The following is a 23,390-nucleotide window of genomic DNA, read 5'->3' on the forward strand; positions in this document are numbered from 1 at the left end:
GCTTATTCAACGGACAGCGTCCGTGCACCACGGCTGCCAACCACCACCAGCGCACCGTTGGCGGCGCGCATGACGCCCGTCACCGGAACCGGTTCGGCTTGCTGCAACCAGTGCAGTTGCGCACCGGCGCCCTGGCTCACCAGCATCTGCCCGCCCTGAGTGAACAAGCGGTAATCACCTTGCGCATCGACGATGCCGGCGGTGATGCTGACGTGCAGGCCAGTGTCCTGCGGGGTCCAGCTGAGACCGCCATCGGTGCTGCGCAGCACATTGCCGCGCAAGCCGTAGACGAGCGCTTCCCCGGGTTTGCCGAGCACACCGAAAAAACTGCCTTGATAAGGTGTCTGCACAGCGGCGAAGCGCTGTTGGGCGTCATTCCATTTCAGCAACAAGCCCTGCTCACCGGCGATGTACAGCGCATCGCCGGTGGAGGCGATGGCGTTGAGGTGAAAGCCCTGCGGGTTGTCGGTGCGGTCCTGGAACGGGGTCCAGCTCTGGCCGCCGTCTTCGGTGCGCAGGATCAGGTTGAACACCCCGACCACATAGCCGAGGCGGTCGTTGGCGAACCAGACATCGAGCAAGGGTTTGTCGGCGCCCTGCACCACCAGGCGCTCACCTTCGGCGACCAGCAGTGGCCATTGTTCGTTGTCAGGTTCGGCACTGGCCAACGCACCGTAATGCTTGACCAACAAGGCCCCGATCTCGCGGCCGTCCAGTTGCTTGCGCCAGGTCGCACCTGCATCGTTGCTGTGCAACACCACACCGTCGCCGCCCACTGCCCAGCCCTGGGTGGCGGATGGAAAGCTGACGGCATTGAGGTCGGCACTGACCGGCACCGCGGCCTGCTGCCAGTGCTGACCGGCATCATCGGAAAACAGAATATGGCCACGCTGGCCGACGGCGATCACGCGCTCACCGGCGCGGGCCATGCCGGACAACGGACTGTTGATGGCCAAGGCACTGACCCTGGCGGGCAGGTCCAGCACATCGACGTAATCGGCCGCGTGGGTGGCGCCCTGCAACAGGCCGAGCACAACCCCAAACGCCACCTGCAAATAATTCTTATACGAACACATACCGCGTCCTCTTCGGAAAACCGCGCCGGGACACACATCCGTGTGTCTGACGTTCACACCTGGCGCCCGCGACGATCGGCGTGCACCGACCGCCGCACGGTCCACGCCTTGTGAGCCGTGGACTTTGCGGACGCTTTTTTGCGTTTGGCTTAGCGAATGCCGCTGCCGGCCAGGGATTCCGACGACCATTGCGCCTTGGAGAGCGGATCGATGTACTTGATGCCGCCGTAAGGCCCGACCACGCCGTTGATGTTGTAGGAGCCCCCCACCAGGTCGTAGATCATGAAGGGCGTGGAATCCGGGATCTGCTTGTCGTAGCTCTGGCTGAGGAACGCGAAGGAGCCACGGTACAGCTGACCACGGGCGTCGTATTGGTCAGAGGCCAGAGCGGTCCAGCTGTCTTCATCGAGGTAGAAGCGACGCTTCTGATAGATGTGTCGGGCGCCGGCCTTGAGGTTGCCCTCCACCACCCAGACGCGGTGTTTTTCCCAACGCACGTAATCGGGAGCCAGGTGATTGGCGGTGGTCAGCGACTTGGGATCCTGGGCGTAGGTCAGCTTGTAGGTGTTGTACGGCACGATCATTTCCTGCTTGCCCACCAGCTTCCAGTCGTAGCGATCCAGTGCACCGTTGAACACGAAAACATCGTCGTAGGTGCCCGCGCCAGCGGTGCCGGGGTTAGGCGTGTCGTAGGCCAGGTTCGGTGCCAGTTTGACCCGACGCTGGCCAGGCAAGTACTGCCAGGCGCGGCGCGGTTGCTGCAGCGGGTTGGCGGCGTCCTTGAGCATCACCGCTTCACCGGCCCGGCGCGCTGGGCCGGTATAGGACAGCTTCATCTGGTAGTACACGTCGGCGCTGCTGATCGGCTGCGCGAGGTTTTCGTAGATCGGATAGGAAATGAACGCCTGGCCGGTAGTCGCCAGGCTCGGCACGCCGGCGGAGTCAACGTTCCAGGAGTCGTACTTGGAATTGATGCTCACGCCTTGATAGCGCAGCAGGAAGTTCCACATCGCTTCGTTGCCCGACTGCGGGATCGGGAACGGCACGCCCGGCAGCACGTTATCGATGGCCAAACCGCCTTCGAGGGACTTGGCGCCGCTGGCATTCTTCACGCCGTTGTCGAGGATGGCTTTGGGCAGCGAAACGGTGCGGTGGGTCGGGTAGACATTGACGTGGAAGCTCGGGAAACGTTTGGCCAGTTCCGCCGTGGTTGCACTGAGCAAGCCCTTGTACTGATCGACGTTTTTACCGTCGATCACCAGCAACGGTTTTTCGTTGGCGAAGGGATCCGGACGCATGCTGTCACCGGATTTGAAACTGGCCGGCGGCGTGGTCAGGCCACCTTCATAGGCGGGGATGGAACCATCAGCGTTCCCAGCCTTTTCGGCGCCCACCAGGGTCAGGCTGCTGCCCAATTTGGCAGCGTCCTGAGTTGAAACAGCGGCCTGTGCCTGGGCGGCAAGGACCATGGCCAGCGACGCGGCCAACACGGTTTTTGCGAATTTCATCTTGTTATTCTCCTGCTTGCATTGAGCAAATCAGTGGTGCATCAAAAAGTGGTTTTCATCGTCAGGTAAACGGCGCCACGGTCCTCAGTCGTGGCCCCCCCACCGGAGAAGGCTGAGTAGCCACCGCCGTAACAGGCGTAGTTTTCATTGCCGCTAAAGGCATTGGGTGTGGAGCCGTCGCCGCTGCCGGCATTGGCCGCGCCGGTACTCAGACCGCTGGTGTCGCACTTGTCGGTCTTGCCGAAGGAGTCCACGTACTTCAGATCAACGAAGTATTTGTTGTACACAACGGCACCCACGCCCACGGCATAGTTACCGGTGTCTTTGGCGCCGCCACCGGACACGGGCGACACGCCGGCAAGGCCCACGTTGACGGACATCGGTGCGTTGAGGTCGACGCCGGGAAACACCTGGTACCAGGTCGGCGTGAAGTTGACCGCGACGCCCCAGTTGTCCCGGGTCGGCTGGTCGATGCCGCGATAGGTGTCCTTGCCCTTGTAGAGCGCCTCGTTCTTGCTATCGAGCTTGAGCAGGTTGCTGTAATACAGCTCGCCCAGCAGGGTTGCCGAATCGAACACCGGCGTTTTGGCAATGGTCATCAGACCGTTGAGCGTCCAGTGCAAGGTGTCGCCGGTGGCGGCCATGCTGTCGCCCCTCTCCGGGGTGTCATACACCACACCGGTGGCAGCCGTACGCGCCGGCAACAGGCCAAGACCCGCACCCAGGCCCAGCGGACTGTTAGTGCTGACAATCGCCGGAATACTGGCCAGCGGCATGTTGTGACGAATGTTCAGGTCCGAACCCACACTCACCCCGCCCACATCCTTGGACAGGCTCAGGCCAACGATCTTGATGTTGTCGGCGTAGGCCATTTGATAGGTGGCGGTGCTCAGCGAGTTGAGCGTATTGACCACCGCAGGCACTTGCCCAGCCGGCCGGGTGCCGTTGGGGTTGGCCGAACTCAGGCCTCTGGCATCCAGCCACGCTTGCGGCAGGATTTCCGAGGTTTCGCGGTAGTAAACGCCAAGGGTGCCATCCAGCCAGGCCGGCGACCACTTGGCCATAACGCCCCAGTCACCGCGCTTGTCCGGCGTCAGGTCGTGACCGCGACGCACATTGGTCAGCCCGTTGCAGGGCGCCAGACCACACCCCAGCGGACTGCCCGGCACCACGCCATTGGTGTTGCCCAGCAGGAAAGATTGCGCACCGAAACCGACCAGATCGGAACCGCCGTAATAAGTGCCGGCTTCCGGCAGGCGCGCGGCATCCCAATCGAGGAAATACTGAGCGCCCACGGTCAACTCGGGATTGACGGTGAACGACATCGACAACTGGTTACGCGGAACGAACAGTTCTTTGGCTTCGGTACCGGGCGAGGCAGCCAGTTTGGCCAGGTCCAGGCCCGATTGGCCGTAACTGATCGAGTGCACCGGGTTGAGAATGGTCTCGCCCCAGAACACGTTGTGCTGACCGGCCTTGACGCTCAGCAGTGACTCCTCGCCTACTTCGGTGCTGTAGAACACGAAGGCGTCGAGAATTTCACCGGACGGACCGGTGTAGTAACGCTGGGCATAGTTGCTCAGGTGCGGGCTGCCGTTGCCGACGTTGTCACCGGTGACCGCGGCCAGACGTGGGTCGTTGGCGACCAGCCCCGACCTTGCGTCGTTGCCGTTGACGAACGGGTTGGAATTGGAACCGGTGTTCTCGTAGGCCTTGTCGTACCAACCGGCGGCGCTGACACGAAAACCCATGTGGTTCTGGTAGACCACATCCATCTCGGTCAACAGGTCGACACGGTTGGTGATGTTGGTCCCGGCCTTGCGGAAGTTGTAGTCGCCGTCGTTGTTGTTCGGCGTTGCCAGCATGCGTTTGTCAGCACTTTCGGTGCGTACGCCGTAGTTGTACTTCACGGTGTTATCAAGACGTACGGTCCAGTCCGGGTTACCTGTGTCGAGCTCGACCGCCTGCGCGACCGGCACGGCTGCGGCCAGAATGGCCGAGGCCAACAAGGTGTAACGCGAGGGTGCGAACCCGTGACTCTTATTGTTGTGCATTGCGTTGTCTCCGCCTTTTTGTATTTGTTTTAAGCGCAGCCGCCCTCGCGCAACCCCTTGTTCCAGGGGTTTACGGTTTCAGGAATGAGGGCAAATGCCGGATGGCGCGGGCCAACCGGCGCCTGAACTAGCGATCCAGCTCGAGGATGAGGGCTTCGGCGTGTGGCCAGTGCCCATACCCGGCAGCAGGATTGAGATGACCGACTTCGCCGAGATTGAGCAGCTCGCTGCCCCAGCCTTCGGCCATGCGCGTGGCGGCGTCCAGGCTGGCGAGGTGGTCGTTGGTACTGGCGGCCAGCAGACTGCGGAACGGCAACCGGCCTTTGGGTAGAGGGTCCCAACCCTGGGTACGCAGGGTTTCAGCGGAGGGATAGCCCTGCGGCCATTGGGCATCAAGGTCCGGCGGAGCGGCCAGCAGCGCGCCCTTGATCGGCCGACTGTGCCGCGCAGCCCAGTGCGCAACCATCAACACGCCGGCGCTGTGAGCGACCAGAATCACCGGCCCGTCGATCTGTGCCAGTGTGTGCTGGATCGCTTCGACCCGCTTGCTGCAATCAAGCTTGTCGGTGTCCAGCGGCGGCACACTGCGTACCTTGCACAGCCTGGTTTCAAGCAGCGTTTGCCAATGCTCGGCAACGTGCTCGCGCAGACCCGGTACGATCAGAACGGTTGCTGCAGTTTGCAGTTTGTTCACTTCAACACCTTCGCTTTCTCGATGACTCGACTGGCTCTATTCGCCAGGGGCTTTTTGTAGGACTGACATTAAAGAGCGCCCGCCCGAGGCGCTTTTCATTAGACGTCAGGCACTTTTCTTTTCATGACAAATTTCCAGCTGTTGGCACATGGCGACCATTGGTCGAATATCCCCGCAGGTTCTCTACAGCTCACTGTAATCAATGGGTGAGCGTCGATTGCTGCACAACGACGGTGTGATTTTGGACAGCATTGGGCGAGCGCCCTCGCCAACCTCACAACTGTTCAATTGTTGATGTGCTGGATATAGTCGCCACGCAAATTTGAATCGCAACTGGCCCAGGAAAGACCTTCGCATGCCCAAGCTTGTTCGCGCCGCCGTCTTGACCAACTACCTGGAGGTTACTCAGTACCTGGGGTTCAACCCACGCGATGTACTGGCCGGCGTCGGCTTGAGCAAAGCCAAGCTGCAAGCCCCTGAACATCGCATCCCCATCGATGCCGCCGTGCGTCTGCTGGAGGATTCGGCCGTCGCCAGTGGCTGCCAGAGTTTCGGCCTGAGCATGGCCGAGTCGCGTCAGCTCTCGGACTTCGGCGTGGTCAGTCTGCTGCTCAGTCACCAGCGTACGCTGCGTGACACCTTGCAAGTGTTGGTGCACTACCGTCACCTGATGAACGATTCGCTGGCCCTCTTCATCGAGGAGGCGGGCAAGATGGTGATCATTCGCGAAGAGGTGGTCACCGAATCGCCAATGCCCTGCCGACAAGCCAATGAACTGGCCATCGGCGTGATGTTCCGCCTGTGCGCCGCCCTGCTCGGCGCACACTGGCAACCCTACAGCGTCAACTTCACGCACCAGCCTCCCGACAACCTGCAACTGCATCGCCGTCTGTTCGGCTGCAAACTGGAGTTCGGCAGCGAGTTCAATGGCATCGTCTGTCCCAATGCCAGCCTCGACATGACCAACCCCCATGCCGACCCGGCCATGGCGCGCTATGCCCAGAGTTACCTCGACTCACTGCTGAACCACGAAGGCCCTTCGATGTTGTTCGAGGTGCGCAAAGCCATCTACCTGCTGCTGCCGATGGGACGCGCCACCATCGAGCAGATTGCCCAGACCCAGGGCATGAACGTACGCACCCTGCAACGTCGCCTCAAAGACGACGGCTGCGCCTTCAACGACCTGATCAACGACGTGCGCCGTGACCTGGTGTTGCGCTACCTGGAAAACCCGAATTACTCGTTGGGCCGGATCGCCGACATGCTCGGCTACTCCATGGCGAGTTCCTTCACACGCTGGTTCATCACCCAGTTCGGCATGCCGCCGGCGGCTTGGCGCAGCGCGCAAAAACAACCCAAGGCACCCAGCGAGCCGAGCGCCCTTCCCGGCCCCACGCAACCCTGGGACGACTGAAAAGGCCCCAGGGCCTTACACAAAAAAAACGGCGACTGTTGATACAGTCGCCGCAAAAAAACCGGCGTTTGTGACACCGGTCGGGAGCCCCACTGCGACTAGGAGTCGACCGCAGTGCAGCCCTGCCATAAAACGTATCGCGTCAGAATCTAAAGCCCCCAACGCAGCAACAACAGCACCAGCACGACGAGGAACACCGTTTCCCCTACCATCAGCAGGATCGGTTTGATGCCCACCGCTGCCAGCTCCTTGAGCTGGGTTTTCATGCCCAGGGCGCTGATGGAAACCACCAGGCACCAGCGCGACAGTTCATTGACCGAACCCTGCACTACCGGAGCCACCCAGCCGGTGCTGTTGATACAGGCCAGAATCAGAAACCCGACGGCGAACCATGGCAGCAGCGGCGGTCGTTTGCCGGTTGGGTCGGCACCCTGCATGCGGGTGATCATGGCGGCACAGACGATTACCGGCAGCAGCATGGCAACCCGCATCAGCTTGACCACCGTGGCCGTATCGCCGGTCTCGGTCGACATGCTGTAACCGGCACCGACGACCTGGGCGACATCGTGAATGGTCGCCCCCAGGAACACGCCCGCCACTTGTGGCGACAACGACAGCCAGTTGGCAATCATCGGGTACACGATCATCGCCAGGGTCGACAGCGCCGACACCCCGATCACCGTGAACAACGTCGCGCGTTCTTTCTGCGGATGGTTCGGCAATGCCGCCGCCAGCGCCAACGCGGCCGATGCACCACAAATCGCCGTGGCGCCACCGGTGAGCATGCCGAACAAACGCTGAAAGCCCAGCGCCTTGGCTGCGATCACTGAAACGCCGATGGTCACCACCACCAGAATCACCACCAGCGCCACAGGCTTCCAGCCCAGCGCAGCCATCTGTTCGAGGGTGATGCGCATGCCCAGCAGCGCCACACCGATGCGCAACACCGTACGTGCCGTGAACTCGATGCCAGCCTTGCAGGCACCGTCACCGGCCAGGAAGTTCACCGCCATGCCCAGCAACAAAGCGAACAGCATCACCGGCGCGCCGTAGTGCTCGGACAAAAAGGACGCAGCCGCTGCAACGATCAGACTGACGATAAAGCCCGGCGCCAATTCGCGCGTTCGGCTGTGGATACGGGTGAGAGCGATGGCGCTCATGGCGCGGCCTCCTGGGGAACGATGACGATGAATGCCTGGCCGTCGATGATCTCGACCGGGTAGTTGGCGACTTTGACTGCGGTGGAATTGAGCAAGTAACCGCTGCGCAAATCGAAGCGCAGGCCATGGGCGCAGCACTGAATCACCCGCCCCTCAAGACGCCCGCCACACAGCGAGGCGCCCTGGTGCGGGCAACTGTCGTCGATGGCGAACACATCACCTTCGACGTTGAATAACGCCAGGCTTTTGTCATCGAATTCGAACAGTGCACGACCGCCCGCCTGTGGGAGTTTTCCGGCAGGCACGGGGATACGCCGGATCATGCAGGTTGCCGCTTGTGATCACTTTCTTTTAGTGCCTGGCTCATGGCCCCGAGCAATGCCTGAGCAGGTTGTGCACCGATCACCGTCATGCGACGGTCGAACTGAAAGCTCGGCACGCCACTGGTCGCGCCAGGGAAGCCTTCGAACGGCGTGGCGTCGCCCTTCAGGCAATCGAGCACCCCGTCCGTATCGACGCCGCAGGAGCGGGCAATGGCGAGCAAGGTCTCTCGGCACCCCAGGTTTTCGCGTTTGCGGAAATAAGCGCTGAACAGCCGTTCGAGCAACATTTCACGCTGAGCAGCATTGCCCAGTACGCTGACTCGTTCGAACAAACGGTGGGCGTCTGCGGTGTTGGGCATCGTCTCGATGTGGCTGAGGTCGATGGTCAGTCCAACAGCCGCGGCAGCCTGCTGAACCTGGGCCTGGCGCATGGTCATAGCGTCGGCGTTGCCCAGACGTTTGCGGTAGAAATCGGCGAAGGGCTCACCCTGTACCGGCAACTGAGGCAGCAACTGCACGCCATGCCACACCGTGGTGATCTGCACATCCGGGTGGCGACTGCGAAACTGTACCTGTGCATGCTCCAGTTGACGCTTGCCGATCAGGCACCAGGGGCAGATGAAATCGAAGAACACATCAATACGTAAACGACTACTCACAACTTCACCTCTAACACGGATTCGCCCACCAGATCGTTGACCCGCTCGCCCTTAAGCCGGGCAATGTCCTTGTGGTAATGACACTTGGCATAAAAGAACACCGCCGCTGCCGCGATGCTGACCAGTGGCACCAGCTGAAAAGCAGCCTGCAAGCCAATCAGGTCGGACACCCTGCCCGTGATGAACGGCCCAGGCGCCAGCCCCAGCATGTTGTTGGCCAGGGTCAACGTGGCGAAGGCCGTGCCGTGGACCGAGTAATGGGTCAGGTTGGCAACCATCGCTCCGCAAGGGCCGGTCGTGCCGGCGGCAATCAACATACCCAGGCAGATCAGCGCCAATTGCCCAGGCCCCGCCGGCAGGGCGAACGCCGCCGACAGCAACAGGCAACTGCCCAGGCAATAGGTGATGGCCAAAGTGACTTTGCGCTCCGGCGAATGGCGCGACAGTCGATCGCTGAGCATGCCGCACAGGATCATCCCCGCACCGCTGCACAGCACGATGATCGCCGCGACACCGCCCGCCTTGTCCGTGGCCATGTCGTAATAACGATTGAGGTAACTGGGCATCCACACAATCACGGTGCCGCCGACGAACAGTTGCAAGCCACTGCCGATGTAGGCAGCGATCACCGAACGGCTGGAAAACAGCGTACGCAACGGACGCTTGACCGCTGCCGCCGCCTTGTTCGCCGCCAGGGAGGCGCGTTGCGGCGCAATGCGCGCTTCCTTGACGATGATCGGGTAAAGCACTGCCAGCAGCAGACCGAACAGCGCCATGCCGGCAAACGACCAGCGCCAGCCAAGCTTGGCGGCGATTGCACCGCCCAGCGCCATCCCTAATACCGAACCGAACATGCCACCCGCCATGAAGGCACTGGCCAGCGTTGCGCGCAGGTGTTTGGGAAATACCGAAATCACCACCGCGATGCCGACGCTGCCGTACGCCGCTTCGCCGACGCCGACCATGAATCGTGCAATGAACATCTGCTGATAGTCCTGCGCCACTGCGCAGCCCAGTGTCGCCAGACTCCACAGCAAAGCCATCAGCGCCAGGCTCTTGACCCGGCCGAAGCGATCCGCCAGCAATGACAGGGGAAACGTCAGCAGCCCCACCATCAGCGCGACAATGCCACTGAGCAGGCCGAGCTGGCCGTCGCTCAGGGCCCATTCGCCCTTGAGCATAGGGAACACCGCGTTCAGCACCTGGCGTGACATGTAATCGGAAATCAACAGCCCGAACGTCAGTGCAAAGACGATCCAGGCGTACGGTCGCGCAACACCGACAGCACAGTCGTCATCGTCTGCGGCGATTGGGTGAAAGGCCATGCAGCCTCCTCAAAGCTTTGTTTTATTGTTGTTATCAAGCGTGTTGCAGTGCAGCGAGCGGGAGGCCATTGACCACCCGCTTCGTCGGCCGATCAGCCGCGTTGCGGCACACCTTTCTGCCCAGCCTTGCGGTTGGGGGCCATGCCGTTGGCCAGCAACGTTTCTTCGATGCTCTGGTACTGCACGCCGATGCGGTAGATCTCACGGGCTTCTTTACCGGTGGCGATTTCGCGACCCAGCTCATGGGCGATACGCACGGTCTGCTTGATCTGCGCAACTGAGCCGAAACGATCGCCCTTGTGATCAATGATAGTGTCTTCATTGCCCACACGCGGGTGCATACCCATGGCCATCGACATGGTGTTGAACGGCATGACGTTCTTGAGCAGCGACTCGGAGGTCAGGGTGCAACCGTCCGGCGCGCGGTGGATGAAGTTGAAGAAGTTGAACGGATTAGGGCCATCGAAACCGCCGCCAATGCCGATCCAGGTCAGGTTCAACGGGCCCTTGTAGACGCCCCTGCGCACCAGACGCTCGAGGGTTTCCATGGCGTGCATGCCGGTCAGCTGGAAGTGCGGCTGGATGCCGTTGTCCATCAGACGCTTGAGGTGCTCGGCGACCCAGGCCGGGCCTGCCGGAACAGTCATTTCGCTGTAGGCGGCCTGATACAGGGGATTGGCCAGGGACGTGCCTTCCAGATATTCCGGATACAGCAGTTCCATGATGTTCATCTGGGTGGTGTTGATCGCCACCGTGACCTGATCCGGTTTTGGCGTCAGCTCGGCCAGCATGTGTCGCGTATCGTCCGACAGCCACTTGGCGGCTTCGCCATCGCTTTCCGGTGCGAAGGAAATCGAACCACCGACCTGGATGATCATGTCCGGCACGGCTTCACGCACGCCGGCGATCAATTCGTTGAACTTGGACAGACGCTTGGAACCCTTGCCGTCCAGCTCGCGCACGTGCAAGTGCAAGACGGTGGCACCGGCCTCATAACATTCGACCGCTTTTTGCACCTGTTCGTCCATGGTCAGCGGGATGTCTTCGGGGAAGTCTTCCGGCATCCATTCCGGGCCGTACGGGGCCACGGTGATGACCACCTTTTCCATGTTTTCCGGGTGCAGGGAATCGTCGAAGAATTGCATGAGTTACTCCTGTTTTTATGATTGTCGCGCCCACCCGGGATCGTGCCGGGCAGACGTGTTTACGAGTGCGAATGCAGTAGGGGTCGATCAGTAGGTCTTGTCGCCGATAATCCCGGCACGCTCCATCTTGCGATGGCACGGCGGGTAATCCATGACGGCGTAGTGCTGGGTGCTGCGGTTATCCCAGATGGCGATGCTGTTGGGTTTCCAGCGCCAGCGCACCTGATACTCGGGGATGTAGGCCTGGCTGATCAGGTAGCGCAGCAACTCGCTCGCGCCAGGGTTGGCGTCCTGGCCAAAGCGCACGCGATCGGGGGTGTGGTAGTTGCTCAAGTGCGTCGTGAAGGCGTTGACGAACAGCACCTTCTCTCCGGTTTCCGGATGAGTGCGCACCACCGGGTGCTCGGCATCCGGGTACATCGCCTTGAGCGCCAGACGTTTTTCGATCGGCATGGCGGCGCCAAAGCTTGCTTCGATGCTGTGGCGGGCGCGCAGGTCGGCAATCTTGACCTTTACGTCCTCCGGCAAACGCGCATAAGCCTCGACCATGTTGGCCCACATGGTATCGCCGCCCACCGGTGGGCACTCTACGCAGCGCAGTACGCAGCCCATCGGCGGCGCCTCGCGCCAGGTCGCGTCGGTGTGCCAGGCGTTTTCGTAGCGGTCCATTGGCTGGTCCGGGTTCTTGTAGATGCGCACCAGCCCGGGATGATCCGGATCGCTGCCGGCCACCGGATGATCTTCCAACTCACCGAAGCGGCGGGCGAAGGCCACGTGCTCGGCGCGAGTGATGTCCTGATCACGCAGGAACACCACCCGATGCTTGAGCAACTGAGCACGAATCTCGGCAAAAAGACCGTCGTCATGGACCGCGTCGGCGAGGTTGACGCCGATCAGTTCGGCGCCAATGCTGCAGGTCAATTGTTCGACTTTCATGGCAGACGACTCCCTTAAATGACGAAAATCGAAGAGCCCGTGGTCTTGCGTGATTCCAGGTCGCGATGGGCCTGCACGGCATCCTGCAAAGCATAGTGCTGGTTGATCTCGATCTTGATCCGACCGCTGCCAACGTGGTCGAACAATTCGCCGGCCAGGGCGGCTTTTTCCGCCGGGTCGGCGATGTAATCGGCCAGGGCCGGACGGGTCATGAACAGCGAGCCTTTCATTGCCAGCATCACCGGATCGAAGGCCGGGATCGGTCCTGATGCCGTGCCGACGCACACCATCAGGCCACGACGCTTGAGCGAATCCAGCGAACCCATGAAGGTGTTCTTGCCGACGCTGTCGAACACCACGTTGACACCGACGCCGTCCGTCAACTCGCGCACGCGCTGGGCGACGTCTTCGTGGCTGTAATTGATGACATGGTCGCAGCCATGGGCCCGGGCGATTTCGCCCTTGACCTCGGTGGACACGGTGCCGATGACGGTGAGGCCGAGCAGCTTGGCCCACTGTGAAACGATCAGGCCCACGCCACCAGCAGCGGCGTGCAGCAGAATGCTGTCGCCGGCCTTGAAATCGTAAATGCGCCGCATCAGGTATGAGGACGTCAAGCCGCGCATGGTCATGGCGGCGGCGGTCTCGAAACTGATGGTTTCCGGCAGCTTGATCAACGGCGCGGCCGGGATCAGACGCTCGGTGCTGTAGGCCCCCAAGGTATTGAGAAAACCGGTATAGGTGACGCGATCACCCACGCGGACATTGGTGACGCCCTCGCCGATGGCCTGGACCACACCGGAGGCTTCAACCCCCATGCCGTTGGGCATCGGGATCGGGTAGGTGCCATTGCGAAAGTAGGTATCGGCATAGTTCAGGCCGACCGCCACATGACGAAGACGAACCTGGCCTGGACCGGGGTCGCCAACTTCGACCTCCTCATAACGAAGGACTTCGGGACCACCGGTTTCGTAGAAGCGTACGGCTTTGGCCATTTTTTCTTATTCTCCAATCTGCAAGATGGGCGTGCTGCGTCGAATTGCGCTGATTGGACTGTAGGACGCCGTCTGGGGAGTCGCTTCTCATCAGACGACAATGGCTTTTCATTTCATGACAACGGTGTGCGTGTACGAATCCCGGAAATGTAAAAGCACGGCAAGTGGGGGCTGATGCCGGGGTACATATCCGTTTCTGCGGTCACGGCGGCTATTGGTTTCGCTTTTACAGCGAGTCACTTGGAAGAGCCCCAAGTAACCAAGGGCTCTTGCCCCTTTCGTTCGGTGCCTCGCTAAGGCTCGGCATGCCCTCGCTCCGGTCCTGCTCCGTGGGCCCGCCGCCATCGGCCATCCATGGCCGGGGGCGGCTAACCCGGCATCCATGCCGGGTTGCCCACTGCGCAGAACCGGAACGAAGCCTCCCGATATAGGGGGCGTACACCTCAAGATCAAAAGCTGGAGGCGAGCTAACGCTCGGCCTGTTGAGTGGTGAGAAGCAAAAGCTGTACGCCGATCTGCTTTATGTGGGAGCGGGCTTGCTCGCGAAGCTGTTGATCTTGCCGTTGCCGTTGCCGTTGCTTTGGCTTTTGATCTTGATCTGCTTGCCCCTTTCCCAGAGGCCGAACGCAGGCGTTGCGCAGGGGGCACCGCGGCAAGGATGCCGCGGTAGCCGCCCCCGGCCATGGATGGCCGATGGCGGCGGGCCCCCGGAGCAATGCCGGAGTGAGGGCATGCCGAGCCTAGGCGAGGCACCGAATGGAGGGGCAAAGCCTTTTGGTTCCTTTTTGGCGTTTGAAAAAGGGCTGGCTGTAAGAGCGAAACCGCCAGCCGCCGTTACCGCAGAAACGGATATGTACCCCCGCTCAATGGAGCTGACGTTGTCTCTGTAACTCCATCTTCAGCCAGGTGCTCGTAGGCTGGACGCCTGTCGGGCAACGCACTTCATAGGCTTTGCCACTCATGCTGCTTTTAGTGGCAGCAAGATCGATGAAATCTTCTGCGCTGCTTACCAGGTTCTTGCCTTCAAGATAATTCAGCTTCTTTTCGAGATGTGCCCGAGCCTGGGTCCCAGGGTACTCACTGCCGTTGCGCACGAACTTACACTCACTGCGCTCCACAAAATCCAGCAAGCCCTTTATCTCCTGGTTCGCCTGTGGCGAGGTTTGAGCCTGTACACCGCCCGCCACTGCAAAAAGACCGATAGAAACAGCGATCAGCCATCGGCGGATAATGGGTCGAATCACCACTACTTTCAAAATCCACATGATACTTCCCTGTCCTGAAAACGAAGACTGTAGCGCGGCATCGCCCGAGCAGCCAGCGCTCGGCCAGCCTGCACGCACTCCCCTGCGCGATGTTCTTTTGTTCGAAAGGATCAACCTGAGGAAGAGAAAGGGGATCAATGAGCCCAATGCCTCTGTGCGCGAGCAGTTGGCCAAAGTCGCAGTTACTTATCCCTGTATCGGCATCAGACTCATTGATCATTGCCCAGCTCAATGTTGGGCGATATCCATCTAACCGAATGGAGATGCATTGGTGCGTCAACAGCGACCATGCACTATTTTTTTAACAAAACAACTTCTGCACGTCTAATCACCTTTTCCCCAGCCGTACAGGCTCTTTATAGGCTCAGGAAATATCCCCTTAGCAGCCAGTAACCACCATTCGTCGCATCGGAAACGCTGCGCGATTTTTTTGACAGCGCCTGGCTCAAGGTTTGCACAAGACGCTCGTAGCAGCCCCAGAACGACATAATTCTGACGCGGCAGCACTTTAATTAACGCTTAGGACGCCAGCGATGCGCTTGGTCAGTCACCGGGAGATGTAACGTGTCAACTCTCAATGAAATCGCAGCGAACCACGCGAGAATGGCTAAAGCTCTTGTCGAAGAGTCGACCGGGCTGAGTGAGCGCCACACCCAGATTGTGGAAAGTTTCGAAGTGCCATCCACCGATGCGCAACACGTGCCTCTGCACCTTATCGCCGGCGTGCAGGACAAACACTATGGTCAGGCAACAAGTTACTGACTCTAACCGCGCTTGATCCGGGCAGCCTGTTGGGCAGGCGGTAACGGTCGAATACCACTTCTTGGCCTAAACTCAACTGACTAGCCCGTTGGGGAGCTGCCGGAGTGGCATTCCCATGCTCGAAAATTTAGAGATGTCACGTGTCAAGCACTTCGCCGCAAACGTTGCCGGTCGAGATTTCGCGGTCGGTGACATTCACGGCCATTTCACCCGGTTGCAGGACGCTCTGGACGCAGCCGGATTCAATCGCTTGGTCGATCGCCTGTTCAGTGTTGGCGATCTGATTGACCGTGGGCCCGAGTGTCACGATGCGCTCGATTGGCTGGACAAAGCATGGTTCCACCCGGTGCGAGGCAACCATGACGACTACGTGGTGTACTTCGATACCTGCGACGTCGACAGCTGGATCGACAACGGCGGCTCATGGTTCTTGGACCTGTCGCCGTTCGAGAAGCAAGCATTCGCGGCGCAGTTCGCCAAGCTCCCTATCGCGATCGAAGTCGAAACGGCCTACGGCCTGATCGGCATCGTGCACGCCGATTGTCCATTTCCATCATGGCAGCAACTGCGAAACGAACTGGAGTCGCCGGAAAGCAACAGGCGTCTGCAGGAGGTGCAGCACTACTGCATGTGGTCACGAAGACGGATCGATCAGCACGAGGCGCATGGCGTTGAAGGCCTGCGCGCACTGGTCGTAGGGCATACGCCGCTTTATATGCCCCTCAGCCTTGGCAATGTGATTCACATCGATACGGGTGGCTGGAGGCCGGACCGTGGTTATTTCACCCTGCTGGATCTCGAAACACTCGAAACCATCCCCGCAAGCTGACTCAACACAGTTCGGCCACTCAAAAAAAACCCGGCCTCATCAGCCGGGTTCTTTATTAGCTATTCAGGTGGCATCACTGCCACCGATCATCAACAGCACTTCGGCCCGGCCTTGCTTCCGTAACGAGCTTCCTGGCGTTCCCGAAAGAACACCTCATAACTCATCACCGGCTTGTCCGGGTGTTTGGTTTGCATGTGCTCGACGTAATTGTCGTAGTCGGGCATGCCGACCATCAGGCGCGCGGCCTGACCGAGGTATTTACCGAGACGACTCAGGTCATTGAACATGCTGCAATCCTCGATCAAGCGTCCGGCAGAGCCTGGAATGGCGCTTCTTTATCCGTACGTTCTTTAGTGCCCCAGGCGGCGATACCGACCTTGAGCGCAAAGAACAGGATGCTGAAGACCACCAGCAAGAACAGCGCCGTCAGCGTTGCGTTGGTGTAGGCGTTGTAGATCACGTGCTGCATCTGATCGATGCTCTTCGCCGGGGCGAGGATCTGACCGTTGGCCAGCGCATCGCTGTACTTCTTGGCCAGGGCCAGGAAACCGATCGCCGGGTTGGCATCGAACAGCTTGATGAAGCCGGCAGTGGTGGTGCAGATCAGCAGCCACACGGCGGGCAGCATGGTGACCCAGACGTAGCGCTGGCGTTTCATTTTGATCAGCACAACGGTCGCCAACATCAGCGCGATACCGGCCAGCATCTGGTTGGAGATACCGAACAGCGGCCACAAGGTGTTGATGCCACCCAGCGGATCGATCACGCCCTGGTACAACAAGTAACCCCACATCGCCACACACCCGGCGGTTGCGATCAGGTTGGCGGTCCAGGATTCGGTGCGTTTCAGCGCCGGCACGAAGGAGCCGAGCAAGTCCTGCAGCATGAAACGGCCAGCACGAGTACCGGCGTCGACTGCCGTCAGAATGAACAGCGCCTCAAACAGGATCGCGAAGTGGTACCAGAATGCCATGGTGTTCTCACCCGGCAGAAGGTGGTGCAGGATCTGCGCGATACCGACCGCCAGGGTCGGTGCGCCGCCGGCACGGGCCAGAATGGTGGTTTCACCGATGTCCTTGGCCACCGCTTGCAGGGCTTCCGGAGTAATCGCAAAGCCCCAGCTGCTGACGGTCTGAGCAACCGTAACAGCGTCAGAGCCGACAAGCGCCGCCGGGCTGTTCATGGCGAAGTACACGCCCGGCTCGATCACCGACGCAGCAACCATGGCCATGATGGCGACGAAGGATTCCATCAGCATGCCACCGTAACCGATGTAACGGGCATGGCCTTCGCTGGCCAACAACTTCGGCGTAGTGCCCGAAGCAATCAGCGCATGGAAACCGGAGACAGCGCCACAGGCGATGGTGATGAACAGGAACGGGAACAGACCGCCCTTCCACACCGGGCCGGTGCCATCGATAAACTGGGTCAACGCCGGCATTTTCAGCTCGGGCATGGTGATCAGGATGCCGATCGCCAAGGCCACGATGGTGCCGATTTTGAGGAAGGTCGACAGGTAGTCACGCGGCGCCAGAATCAGCCACACCGGCAATACCGCAGCGACGAAACCGTAGCCGATCAGCATCCAGGTAATCTGGATCCCGGTAAAAGTAAAGGCCTTGGCCCAGACCGGATCAGCAGCAATCTGCCCGCCCAGCCAGATCGAACCGAGCAGCAACAGCACGCCGACCACGGAGATTTCACCGATGCGGCCCGGACGGATGTAGCGCATGTAAATGCCCATGAACATCGCGATCGGGATGGTCGCCATCACCGTGAAAATCCCCCACGGGCTTTCGGCCAGGGCTTTCACAACGATCAGCGCCAGCACCGCGAGGATGATGATCATGATCAGGAAGCAGCCAAACAGCGCGATGGTCCCGGGGATGCGGCCCATTTCCTCACGAACCATGTCGCCGAGGGAACGGCCGTTGCGGCGGGTGGACATGAACAGGACCATGAAGTCCTGAACGGCACCGGCCAGCACCACGCCGGCAATCAGCCACAGCGTACCGGGCAGATAGCCCATCTGCGCCGCCAGGACCGGACCGACCAGCGGCCCCGCGCCAGCGATGGCCGCGAAGTGGTGACCGAAGAGGACGTGTTTATTGGTCGGCACGTAGTCCAGACCGTCATTGTTGACGACAGCGGGCGTGGCACGATTGGGGTCGAGTTGCATCACTTTGGTAGCGATGAACAGGCTGTAATAGCGGTAAGCGACGAGATAGATAGCGACTGCTGCGACTACGATCCAGAGGGCATTGATCGCTTCGCCGCGGCGCAGGGCCACGACACTTAGCGCAAACGCTCCCAGAACAGCCACGGCAAACCAGGCGAGGTGTTTAGCCAGACGGGGCATAGCGTGTCTCCTGCCGACAGCCAGTGGACTGCGGCGGTAATTTTTATAATTGTGTCCGCTGTGCGGAGCTGGCCCAATATCCCCGCATGCCGTCTACAAATAAATCCGCGTTACTACGTACGTGGCGCCTACGTAGTTCTACGTAGATGGCGGTGAGTTTCTTGTTGGAGCGACGGTTCAGCGATTCGACTGGGTCGCAAATGCAATTCGTCATTCAACGTTGATGTCGTCTGATATACCGCCTTCGCGAGCAAGCCCGCTCCCACAGGGGATCGGTATTCACCCGCCAGGATGGGCCGGTTGATAGACCGCCATCGCGAGCAAGCCCGCACAGGGGAATGGTGTACACCTGCGGGCGATTGGTCGGCTGTCAGGCCGCCATCGCGAGCAGGCTCACTCCCACAGGGGATCCGTGTTCGCTTTCGCTTCTCACCACTCAACAGGCCGAGCGTTAGCTCGCCTGCAGCTCTTGATCTTGATCCACCCGCCCCTTCACGCCCTGAGCCTCTCCGTCAACCTGTGGCTACCTCCATCGGCGCCTCTATCAACGTTGATCCGCGCCGCGTTAAAGCCTGCAAGTAAGCCTTTTCGTCATAGACGGTGCGGGTTTTCCAGCACCGCTACTGGACGCGCGTATCTTTGGCATATGATGCCGTGCCTTCGCCTTCCCTCGGTCCGGACAGGAGCAGAGATGCAGCTCAAACACAAAATCGTCGCGCTCGGGATTCTGCCGTTGGTATTGGCCATCGCCGTCATCTGCGCGCTGGTGATATCCATGAACCGCCAACTGGGTGAACAACAGGCGCAACTGATCGAAGACAGCATCCTGGCCAGCAAACGCGCAGAACTTAAAAACTACGTCGAAATGGCACAAAGCCTGATCGAGCCACTGTACGACGACGGCCACGGTGACGAACACGCACAGCAACAAGTGCTGGAAGAACTGCGCAAACTCAGCTTTGGCATCAATGGCTACTTCTTCGTCTACGACCACGAAGGACGCAGCCTGATGCACGCGCGCCAGTCGGAGCTGGTGGGCAAATACCTGTGGGACATGAAAGACCCTCACGGTTTGCCCGTGATCCAGGCGTTGCTCAAAAGTGCGCAATCAGGCGAAGGCTTTCAGCGCTACGCCTGGAACAAACCCTCCTCCGGCCAAGTGACCGACAAGCTCGCCTATGTGGTGATGCTGGATCGTTGGGGCTGGATGCTCGGCACCGGCATCTACCTTGAAGACGTTGAACGCGCGACCCAGCAGGCGCGTGACGAAGTGGCCCAGGGCATTCGTAAAACCATGCTGGCGATTGCCGCAGTGGCCCTCGTAGCGGTGCTGTTTGTCTTCGCCAGCGGCATGACGCTCAACGTCAGCGAGCATCGTCTGGCCGACAAAAAACTGCAGCGCCTGACCCAGCGTATCGTCAGCTTGCAAGAGGAAGAGCGCTCACGGGTTTCCCGCGAACTGCACGACGGCATCAGCCAGCTACTGGTCTCGATCAAGTTTCAGTTCGAGCTAGCCAGCCACCTGCTCGAAAATGGGCAAGCACACGACAAGGGATTGAGTACGCTGAGAGACGCTACGGAACGCCTGGGGGAAGCGATTGGCGAGGTTCGCAGCCTCTCCCACGACCTGCGTTCCTCGCTGCTCGACACCCTGGGCCTGCCGGCCGCAATCGGTCAACTCGCCGCAGAATTCGAGCAACGCAGCGGCCTGGTGGTGACTTTTAACGACAACGAATTCGACTGTCACCTGGTCGATGGGGCAGCGGTCTCGCTGTTTCGCATCGTGCAAGAAGGCCTGACTAATATTGAACGACACGCCCAGGCTAAAAACGTCTCCATTACCCTGCACGGGTCCGAAGATTCCATACGGTTGACGGTGGTCGATGACGGTATCGGTTTCAACGTCGCCCAGGTCGAACGTCGTCATGCGGGCATTGGCCTGCGTAACATCCGCGAGCGTGTCGAGCATTTTGGTGGACGATTCGACCTGATCTCGATGCCGGGAAGAAGCGAGCTGGACGTTTGGCTGCCAATGAAAATGCCCGGTACAACACGCTGACTCACCCCCTGACAACAAGAGTGAATACCCGCGATGAACCTGCCCTACCCGATCCGCGTCGCCCTGATCGACGATCACGCCCTGGTCCGCGACGGGATCAAAGCGCTGCTGGCGGTCATGGCCCCCCTGGAAGTGGTGGGCGAAGCCGAGAGTGGCGCGGATGCCATTGAAATGGTCGGACGCTGCCAGCCGGACCTGTTGCTGGTCGACATCAGCCTGCGGGACATGAACGGGCTCGAGCTGACCCGGGTGTTGCGCAGCCAGTACCCGTCGCTCAAGGTGCTGGTGCTCAGCATGTACGACAATAATGAATACGTGAGTGAGTCCGTGCGCGCGGGGGCCAGCGGCTATGTACTGAAGAACTCACCGTCGCGGGAAATCATCGCCGCAATCGAAGCCATCGCCAGTGGCGGCACGTTCTACAGCGCAGAGATCGCCCAGCGGCTCATCGCCGATAAAAACACCGACAACGAGCTGACACCGCGCGAGAGCCAGGTGTTGTACAAGATGGCTCAAGGGCTGAACAACAAGGAGATGGCCCGCGAACTGGACATCAGCGTTCGCACGGTAGAAACCCATCGACTGAGCATCCGTCGCAAACTCAACATCGACAAACCGGCCGCCCTGGTCAAATACGCGATCGATCACGGGATCATCTCGCGGTAGCGGATATACAGTTGTCGCGAATTTCAGGCAAAAAAAATCCCAGGCAGCTGATGGACGCCTGGGACTCAAAATGCATAAACCGTGGTGGTGAACGCGGGGCGAATATTACTTAATATTTCCGCCTGTAACAAGATATTTGGACTCACTATCCAGTTACTAAAGCTTCTAACTCATTCAATATCCACACATTTTTTATGGACGAGTAGCGACAAGGACTGATTTAGAGGTACCAGCGATACTCCCGCGCACTGATGTCCTGCAGGAATGCCAAATGGTCCTGGCGCTTGTTTTCGCAGTAGACATCTACAAACTCTGCCCCCAAACCCTCGCGCAGCTGCACGTTGTTTTGCATCGAACGCACGGCCTCCAGCATCTCAAGCGGGAAGTCGATTCCGCTGCCACGATCTTCGTTGAGGGATGCAATCGGTTCACGCCCCACTTCCAGCCCTTGCTCCAGTCCGACCAGAATCGCCGCCAACACCAGATATGGATTGGCATCCGCGCCCGCCAGGCGATGTTCGATGCGCAGATTCTTTGCGTCCGACTCCGGCACCCGCAGACAGGCGTCACGATCTTCAAAGCCCCAACTGGCGCGCGTCGCGACATTCACCGTGCCGCTCAAGCGCCGCATTGCGTTGTGATTCGGTGCAAAGATCGGCATGCAATGCGGCAACACTTCAAGGCAACCGGCCACCGCATGGCGCAGCGCCTGCTGATTGTTAGCCGCCAACAGGTTGGTGCCCGCCTCGTCGTAAAGGCTCACATGCACATGCATGCCGCTACCGGGATGCTGCAAGTAGGGTTTTGCCATGAAGCTGGCGCGGTGGTTGTGCTTGAGGGCCACCCCCCGTGTGCTACGGCAGAACAGGGCTGCCCAGTCGGCCGCCCGCAGGCCGTCGTCAAGGTGACCGAAATTGATCTCGAACTGGCCAGGGCCCAACTCCGCAGTGATCACCGTGGCATCGATGCCTTGCGCCCGCGCTGTCTCGACCATGTCATCGAGTACCGGTGAAAATCTCGACAGCCGTTCGATGTGCATATTCGGCTGATCATCGGCATCGTCCGTCAGCTGATCGCGAGGGAACTGTGGCAAGCCGTCACGCAGCTGGCGATCGAACAGATAGAACTCCAGTTCGAACGCGACCACGGGGAAAATCCCTTTTCGGCCGAGGCGCTCAAGCACCTGCGCCAACACTTCACGCGGCTCGAAAACAATAGGCTTTTCAGTACCGCTTGAGGTAATCAGCATCTGCCCCAGCAGTTGTTTTTCCCAACTCACGGGCTTGAGCGTGCCGGGCACCAGGCGGCGTGGAGCATCCGGGTCGCCGTCGTTGAAACAGTAGTCGCCGATTTTGAACAGACCGCCCTGCGTACCCAGCAACACACAGTTTTGCGGCAGCTTGAGCGCGCTGCCGGCGGCGACCTTCTCGAGCATTTCTATCGGGTAGCGTTTGCCGTAAAAATGCCCGGGAATATCCAGGGAAATCAGGTCAACGTAACGCACCTGCGGGAAGCGCTGGCGAAACGCGCGAACCTCGGCAACCAGATCAGAGCAGACAGCATCCATCGTTAGTGTTCCTTGTTGTTTTTATCAGGTGTAAACCCAAAGTACCCGGGCGAGCTGATCCGAGAGGTTGCCGTAGCGACAATGCGTATGACTGGCCAGTTGAAAACTGTCGCCGGTGCGCAATGTCACCGGTTTATCGTCATCCAGCCACAGCGTCAGCTCCCCCTCGAGGACATAGCCACCTTGCTCCGAGCTGTCGTTCATGTGCCGATCACCACTGCTGGCGCCGGGCTCCAGTTGGCTTTCAAGCATTGAGAAGGACGCCCTCATCTTCGGAGAGACGAGGATGTCGGTGATCCCGTCGGCGTAATACAGCGTGCGTCGCTCATTCGGACGGGTCACCCAAGGCAACGCCATGGGCTTGGGCAAGCTGTAGAAATAGGTGGTCGGCACGCCGAGTGTTTCGCTGATGGCGGTCAAGTCCGCCACCGTGGGACGTGACAACCCCCGCTCGACTTGCGAGAGAAACCCGACCGAACGACCGATTTTGTCCGCCAGCTCTTTGAGCGTGTATTTTTTGTGTTTGCGCAAGTCCTGGATCAGGATCGCCAGCGCCGAGATTTCTTCTTGCATGTCCATCTGAAGGTTTCCAGA

Annotated in this window: 21 protein-coding genes; 5 read left to right on the forward strand and 16 right to left on the reverse strand. The window is 59.9% G+C overall.

Features of this window, described 5'->3' with window-relative positions:
* Positions 1-2: 2 nt before the first annotated feature.
* The 4 genes from KW848_RS14025 to KW848_RS14040 form a co-directional block, all read right to left on the reverse strand.
* A complete protein-coding gene (locus tag KW848_RS14025) occupies positions 3-1,076 on the reverse strand; it encodes a YCF48-related protein (protein ID WP_218537199.1) in 1,074 nt (357 codons plus the stop codon).
* Positions 1,077-1,225: 149 nt separating this feature from the next.
* Positions 1,226-2,584, reverse strand: a complete 1,359-nt coding sequence (locus tag KW848_RS14030) for a DUF1329 domain-containing protein (protein WP_218537200.1) — start codon at positions 2,582-2,584, stop codon at positions 1,226-1,228.
* A gap of 41 nt (positions 2,585-2,625) precedes the next feature.
* Entirely contained in the window at positions 2,626-4,638 is a 2,013-nt protein-coding gene (locus KW848_RS14035) for a DUF1302 domain-containing protein (RefSeq protein WP_218537201.1), read from the reverse strand.
* Positions 4,639-4,765: 127 nt separating this feature from the next.
* Complete coding sequence (locus KW848_RS14040; RefSeq protein ID WP_218537202.1) at positions 4,766-5,332, reverse strand: alpha/beta hydrolase; 567 nt, start codon at positions 5,330-5,332, stop codon at positions 4,766-4,768.
* Between the two features lie 355 nt (positions 5,333-5,687).
* Here KW848_RS14040 and KW848_RS14045 point away from each other — a divergent pair, with 355 nt between their 5' ends.
* Positions 5,688-6,746, forward strand: a complete 1,059-nt coding sequence (locus tag KW848_RS14045; protein ID WP_192407850.1) for an AraC family transcriptional regulator — start codon at positions 5,688-5,690, stop codon at positions 6,744-6,746.
* A gap of 149 nt (positions 6,747-6,895) precedes the next feature.
* Here the strand turns inward: KW848_RS14045 and KW848_RS14050 are convergent, their stop codons facing one another.
* The 8 genes from KW848_RS14050 to KW848_RS14085 all read right to left on the reverse strand — a co-directional run bounded on the left by KW848_RS14050 (position 6,896) and on the right by KW848_RS14085 (position 14,554).
* The gene (locus KW848_RS14050) at positions 6,896-7,906 is read right to left on the reverse strand and encodes a YeiH family protein (RefSeq protein WP_192407849.1); all 1,011 of its coding nucleotides are present in this window, start codon (positions 7,904-7,906) and stop codon (positions 6,896-6,898) included.
* Positions 7,903-8,229, reverse strand: coding sequence for a Rieske 2Fe-2S domain-containing protein (locus tag KW848_RS14055; protein ID WP_218537203.1), 327 nt, complete (start codon positions 8,227-8,229; stop codon positions 7,903-7,905). Before KW848_RS14055 ends, KW848_RS14050 begins: the two co-directional genes overlap by 4 nt.
* Complete coding sequence (locus KW848_RS14060) at positions 8,226-8,888, reverse strand: DsbA family protein (RefSeq protein ID WP_218537204.1); 663 nt, start codon at positions 8,886-8,888, stop codon at positions 8,226-8,228. The genes KW848_RS14055 and KW848_RS14060 overlap by 4 nt, the downstream gene beginning before the upstream one ends.
* The gene (locus tag KW848_RS14065; protein ID WP_218537205.1) at positions 8,885-10,213 is read right to left on the reverse strand and encodes an MFS transporter; all 1,329 of its coding nucleotides are present in this window, start codon (positions 10,211-10,213) and stop codon (positions 8,885-8,887) included. The genes KW848_RS14060 and KW848_RS14065 overlap by 4 nt, the downstream gene beginning before the upstream one ends.
* A 92-nt stretch (positions 10,214-10,305) precedes the next feature.
* Positions 10,306-11,358 (reverse strand): 3-keto-5-aminohexanoate cleavage protein, encoded by a 1,053-nt coding sequence (locus tag KW848_RS14070; protein WP_008155072.1) that lies wholly within the window; start codon positions 11,356-11,358, stop codon positions 10,306-10,308.
* 87 nt (positions 11,359-11,445) lie between these two features.
* Complete coding sequence (locus KW848_RS14075) at positions 11,446-12,294, reverse strand: TauD/TfdA family dioxygenase (protein ID WP_192407845.1); 849 nt, start codon at positions 12,292-12,294, stop codon at positions 11,446-11,448.
* 14 nt (positions 12,295-12,308) lie between these two features.
* A complete protein-coding gene (locus KW848_RS14080; protein WP_056740523.1) occupies positions 12,309-13,289 on the reverse strand; it encodes a quinone oxidoreductase in 981 nt (326 codons plus the stop codon).
* Positions 13,290-14,152: 863 nt separating this feature from the next.
* The gene (locus KW848_RS14085; RefSeq protein ID WP_218537206.1) at positions 14,153-14,554 is read right to left on the reverse strand and encodes a DUF5329 domain-containing protein; all 402 of its coding nucleotides are present in this window, start codon (positions 14,552-14,554) and stop codon (positions 14,153-14,155) included.
* Positions 14,555-15,118: 564 nt separating this feature from the next.
* On the opposite strand from KW848_RS14085, the gene KW848_RS14090 reads away from it, so the two are divergent.
* Complete coding sequence (locus tag KW848_RS14090; protein WP_218537207.1) at positions 15,119-15,316, forward strand: hypothetical protein; 198 nt, start codon at positions 15,119-15,121, stop codon at positions 15,314-15,316.
* Between the two features lie 115 nt (positions 15,317-15,431).
* Positions 15,432-16,145 (forward strand): metallophosphoesterase, encoded by a 714-nt coding sequence (locus KW848_RS14095; RefSeq protein WP_218537208.1) that lies wholly within the window; start codon positions 15,432-15,434, stop codon positions 16,143-16,145.
* Positions 16,146-16,234: 89 nt separating this feature from the next.
* Here the strand turns inward: KW848_RS14095 and KW848_RS14100 are convergent, their stop codons facing one another.
* Together KW848_RS14100 and KW848_RS14105 are read right to left on the reverse strand one after the other, a co-directional pair.
* Positions 16,235-16,432: a YbdD/YjiX family protein gene (locus KW848_RS14100; RefSeq protein WP_046049791.1), complete on the reverse strand. Its 198-nt coding sequence runs from the start codon at positions 16,430-16,432 to the stop codon at positions 16,235-16,237.
* A gap of 14 nt (positions 16,433-16,446) precedes the next feature.
* Positions 16,447-18,504 carry a carbon starvation CstA family protein gene (locus tag KW848_RS14105; RefSeq protein WP_218537209.1) on the reverse strand — a complete coding sequence of 686 codons (2,058 nt, stop codon included), beginning with the start codon at positions 18,502-18,504 and terminating at the stop codon, positions 16,447-16,449.
* Between the two features lie 691 nt (positions 18,505-19,195).
* Between KW848_RS14105 and KW848_RS14110 the strand changes: the two genes are divergently transcribed.
* Together KW848_RS14110 and KW848_RS14115 are read left to right on the forward strand one after the other, a co-directional pair.
* Entirely contained in the window at positions 19,196-20,563 is a 1,368-nt protein-coding gene (locus KW848_RS14110) for a cache domain-containing protein (RefSeq protein ID WP_111452180.1), read from the forward strand.
* Between the two features lie 33 nt (positions 20,564-20,596).
* Positions 20,597-21,229: a response regulator transcription factor gene (locus KW848_RS14115; RefSeq protein ID WP_218537210.1), complete on the forward strand. Its 633-nt coding sequence runs from the start codon at positions 20,597-20,599 to the stop codon at positions 21,227-21,229.
* A gap of 220 nt (positions 21,230-21,449) precedes the next feature.
* Here the strand turns inward: KW848_RS14115 and KW848_RS14120 are convergent, their stop codons facing one another.
* Positions 21,450-22,796 (reverse strand): glutamine synthetase family protein, encoded by a 1,347-nt coding sequence (locus KW848_RS14120; protein WP_218537211.1) that lies wholly within the window; start codon positions 22,794-22,796, stop codon positions 21,450-21,452.
* 24 nt (positions 22,797-22,820) lie between these two features.
* Entirely contained in the window at positions 22,821-23,375 is a 555-nt protein-coding gene (locus KW848_RS14125; RefSeq protein WP_218537212.1) for a helix-turn-helix domain-containing protein, read from the reverse strand.
* Between the last annotated feature and the right edge of the window lie 15 nt (positions 23,376-23,390).

Origin of the sequence: Pseudomonas sp. PDM25 (genome assembly GCF_019219045.1) — a bacterium.
Classification (GTDB): Bacteria; Pseudomonadota; Gammaproteobacteria; order Pseudomonadales; family Pseudomonadaceae; genus Aquipseudomonas.

Excerpts from the sequence above, each read along its gene's own strand:
- KW848_RS14025 (WP_218537199.1), bottom strand. The coding sequence starts at position 1,076 with ATGTGTTCGTATAAGAATTATTTGCAGGTGGCGTTTGGGGTTGTGCTC.
- KW848_RS14030 (WP_218537200.1), bottom strand. The coding sequence starts at position 2,584 with ATGAAATTCGCAAAAACCGTGTTGGCCGCGTCGCTGGCCATGGTCCTT.
- KW848_RS14035 (WP_218537201.1), bottom strand. The coding sequence starts at position 4,638 with ATGCACAACAATAAGAGTCACGGGTTCGCACCCTCGCGTTACACCTTG.
- KW848_RS14045 (WP_192407850.1), top strand. The coding sequence starts at position 5,688 with ATGCCCAAGCTTGTTCGCGCCGCCGTCTTGACCAACTACCTGGAGGTT.
- KW848_RS14050 (WP_192407849.1), bottom strand. The coding sequence starts at position 7,906 with ATGAGCGCCATCGCTCTCACCCGTATCCACAGCCGAACGCGCGAATTG.
- KW848_RS14055 (WP_218537203.1), bottom strand. The coding sequence starts at position 8,229 with ATGATCCGGCGTATCCCCGTGCCTGCCGGAAAACTCCCACAGGCGGGC.
- KW848_RS14065 (WP_218537205.1), bottom strand. The coding sequence starts at position 10,213 with ATGGCCTTTCACCCAATCGCCGCAGACGATGACGACTGTGCTGTCGGT.
- KW848_RS14070 (WP_008155072.1), bottom strand. The coding sequence starts at position 11,358 with ATGCAATTCTTCGACGATTCCCTGCACCCGGAAAACATGGAAAAGGTG.
- KW848_RS14075 (WP_192407845.1), bottom strand. The coding sequence starts at position 12,294 with ATGAAAGTCGAACAATTGACCTGCAGCATTGGCGCCGAACTGATCGGC.
- KW848_RS14080 (WP_056740523.1), bottom strand. The coding sequence starts at position 13,289 with ATGGCCAAAGCCGTACGCTTCTACGAAACCGGTGGTCCCGAAGTCCTT.
- KW848_RS14085 (WP_218537206.1), bottom strand. The coding sequence starts at position 14,554 with ATGTGGATTTTGAAAGTAGTGGTGATTCGACCCATTATCCGCCGATGG.
- KW848_RS14095 (WP_218537208.1), top strand. The coding sequence starts at position 15,432 with ATGCTCGAAAATTTAGAGATGTCACGTGTCAAGCACTTCGCCGCAAAC.
- KW848_RS14100 (WP_046049791.1), bottom strand. The coding sequence starts at position 16,432 with ATGTTCAATGACCTGAGTCGTCTCGGTAAATACCTCGGTCAGGCCGCG.
- KW848_RS14105 (WP_218537209.1), bottom strand. The coding sequence starts at position 18,504 with ATGCCCCGTCTGGCTAAACACCTCGCCTGGTTTGCCGTGGCTGTTCTG.
- KW848_RS14110 (WP_111452180.1), top strand. The coding sequence starts at position 19,196 with ATGCAGCTCAAACACAAAATCGTCGCGCTCGGGATTCTGCCGTTGGTA.
- KW848_RS14115 (WP_218537210.1), top strand. The coding sequence starts at position 20,597 with ATGAACCTGCCCTACCCGATCCGCGTCGCCCTGATCGACGATCACGCC.
- KW848_RS14120 (WP_218537211.1), bottom strand. The coding sequence starts at position 22,796 with ATGGATGCTGTCTGCTCTGATCTGGTTGCCGAGGTTCGCGCGTTTCGC.
- KW848_RS14125 (WP_218537212.1), bottom strand. The coding sequence starts at position 23,375 with ATGGACATGCAAGAAGAAATCTCGGCGCTGGCGATCCTGATCCAGGAC.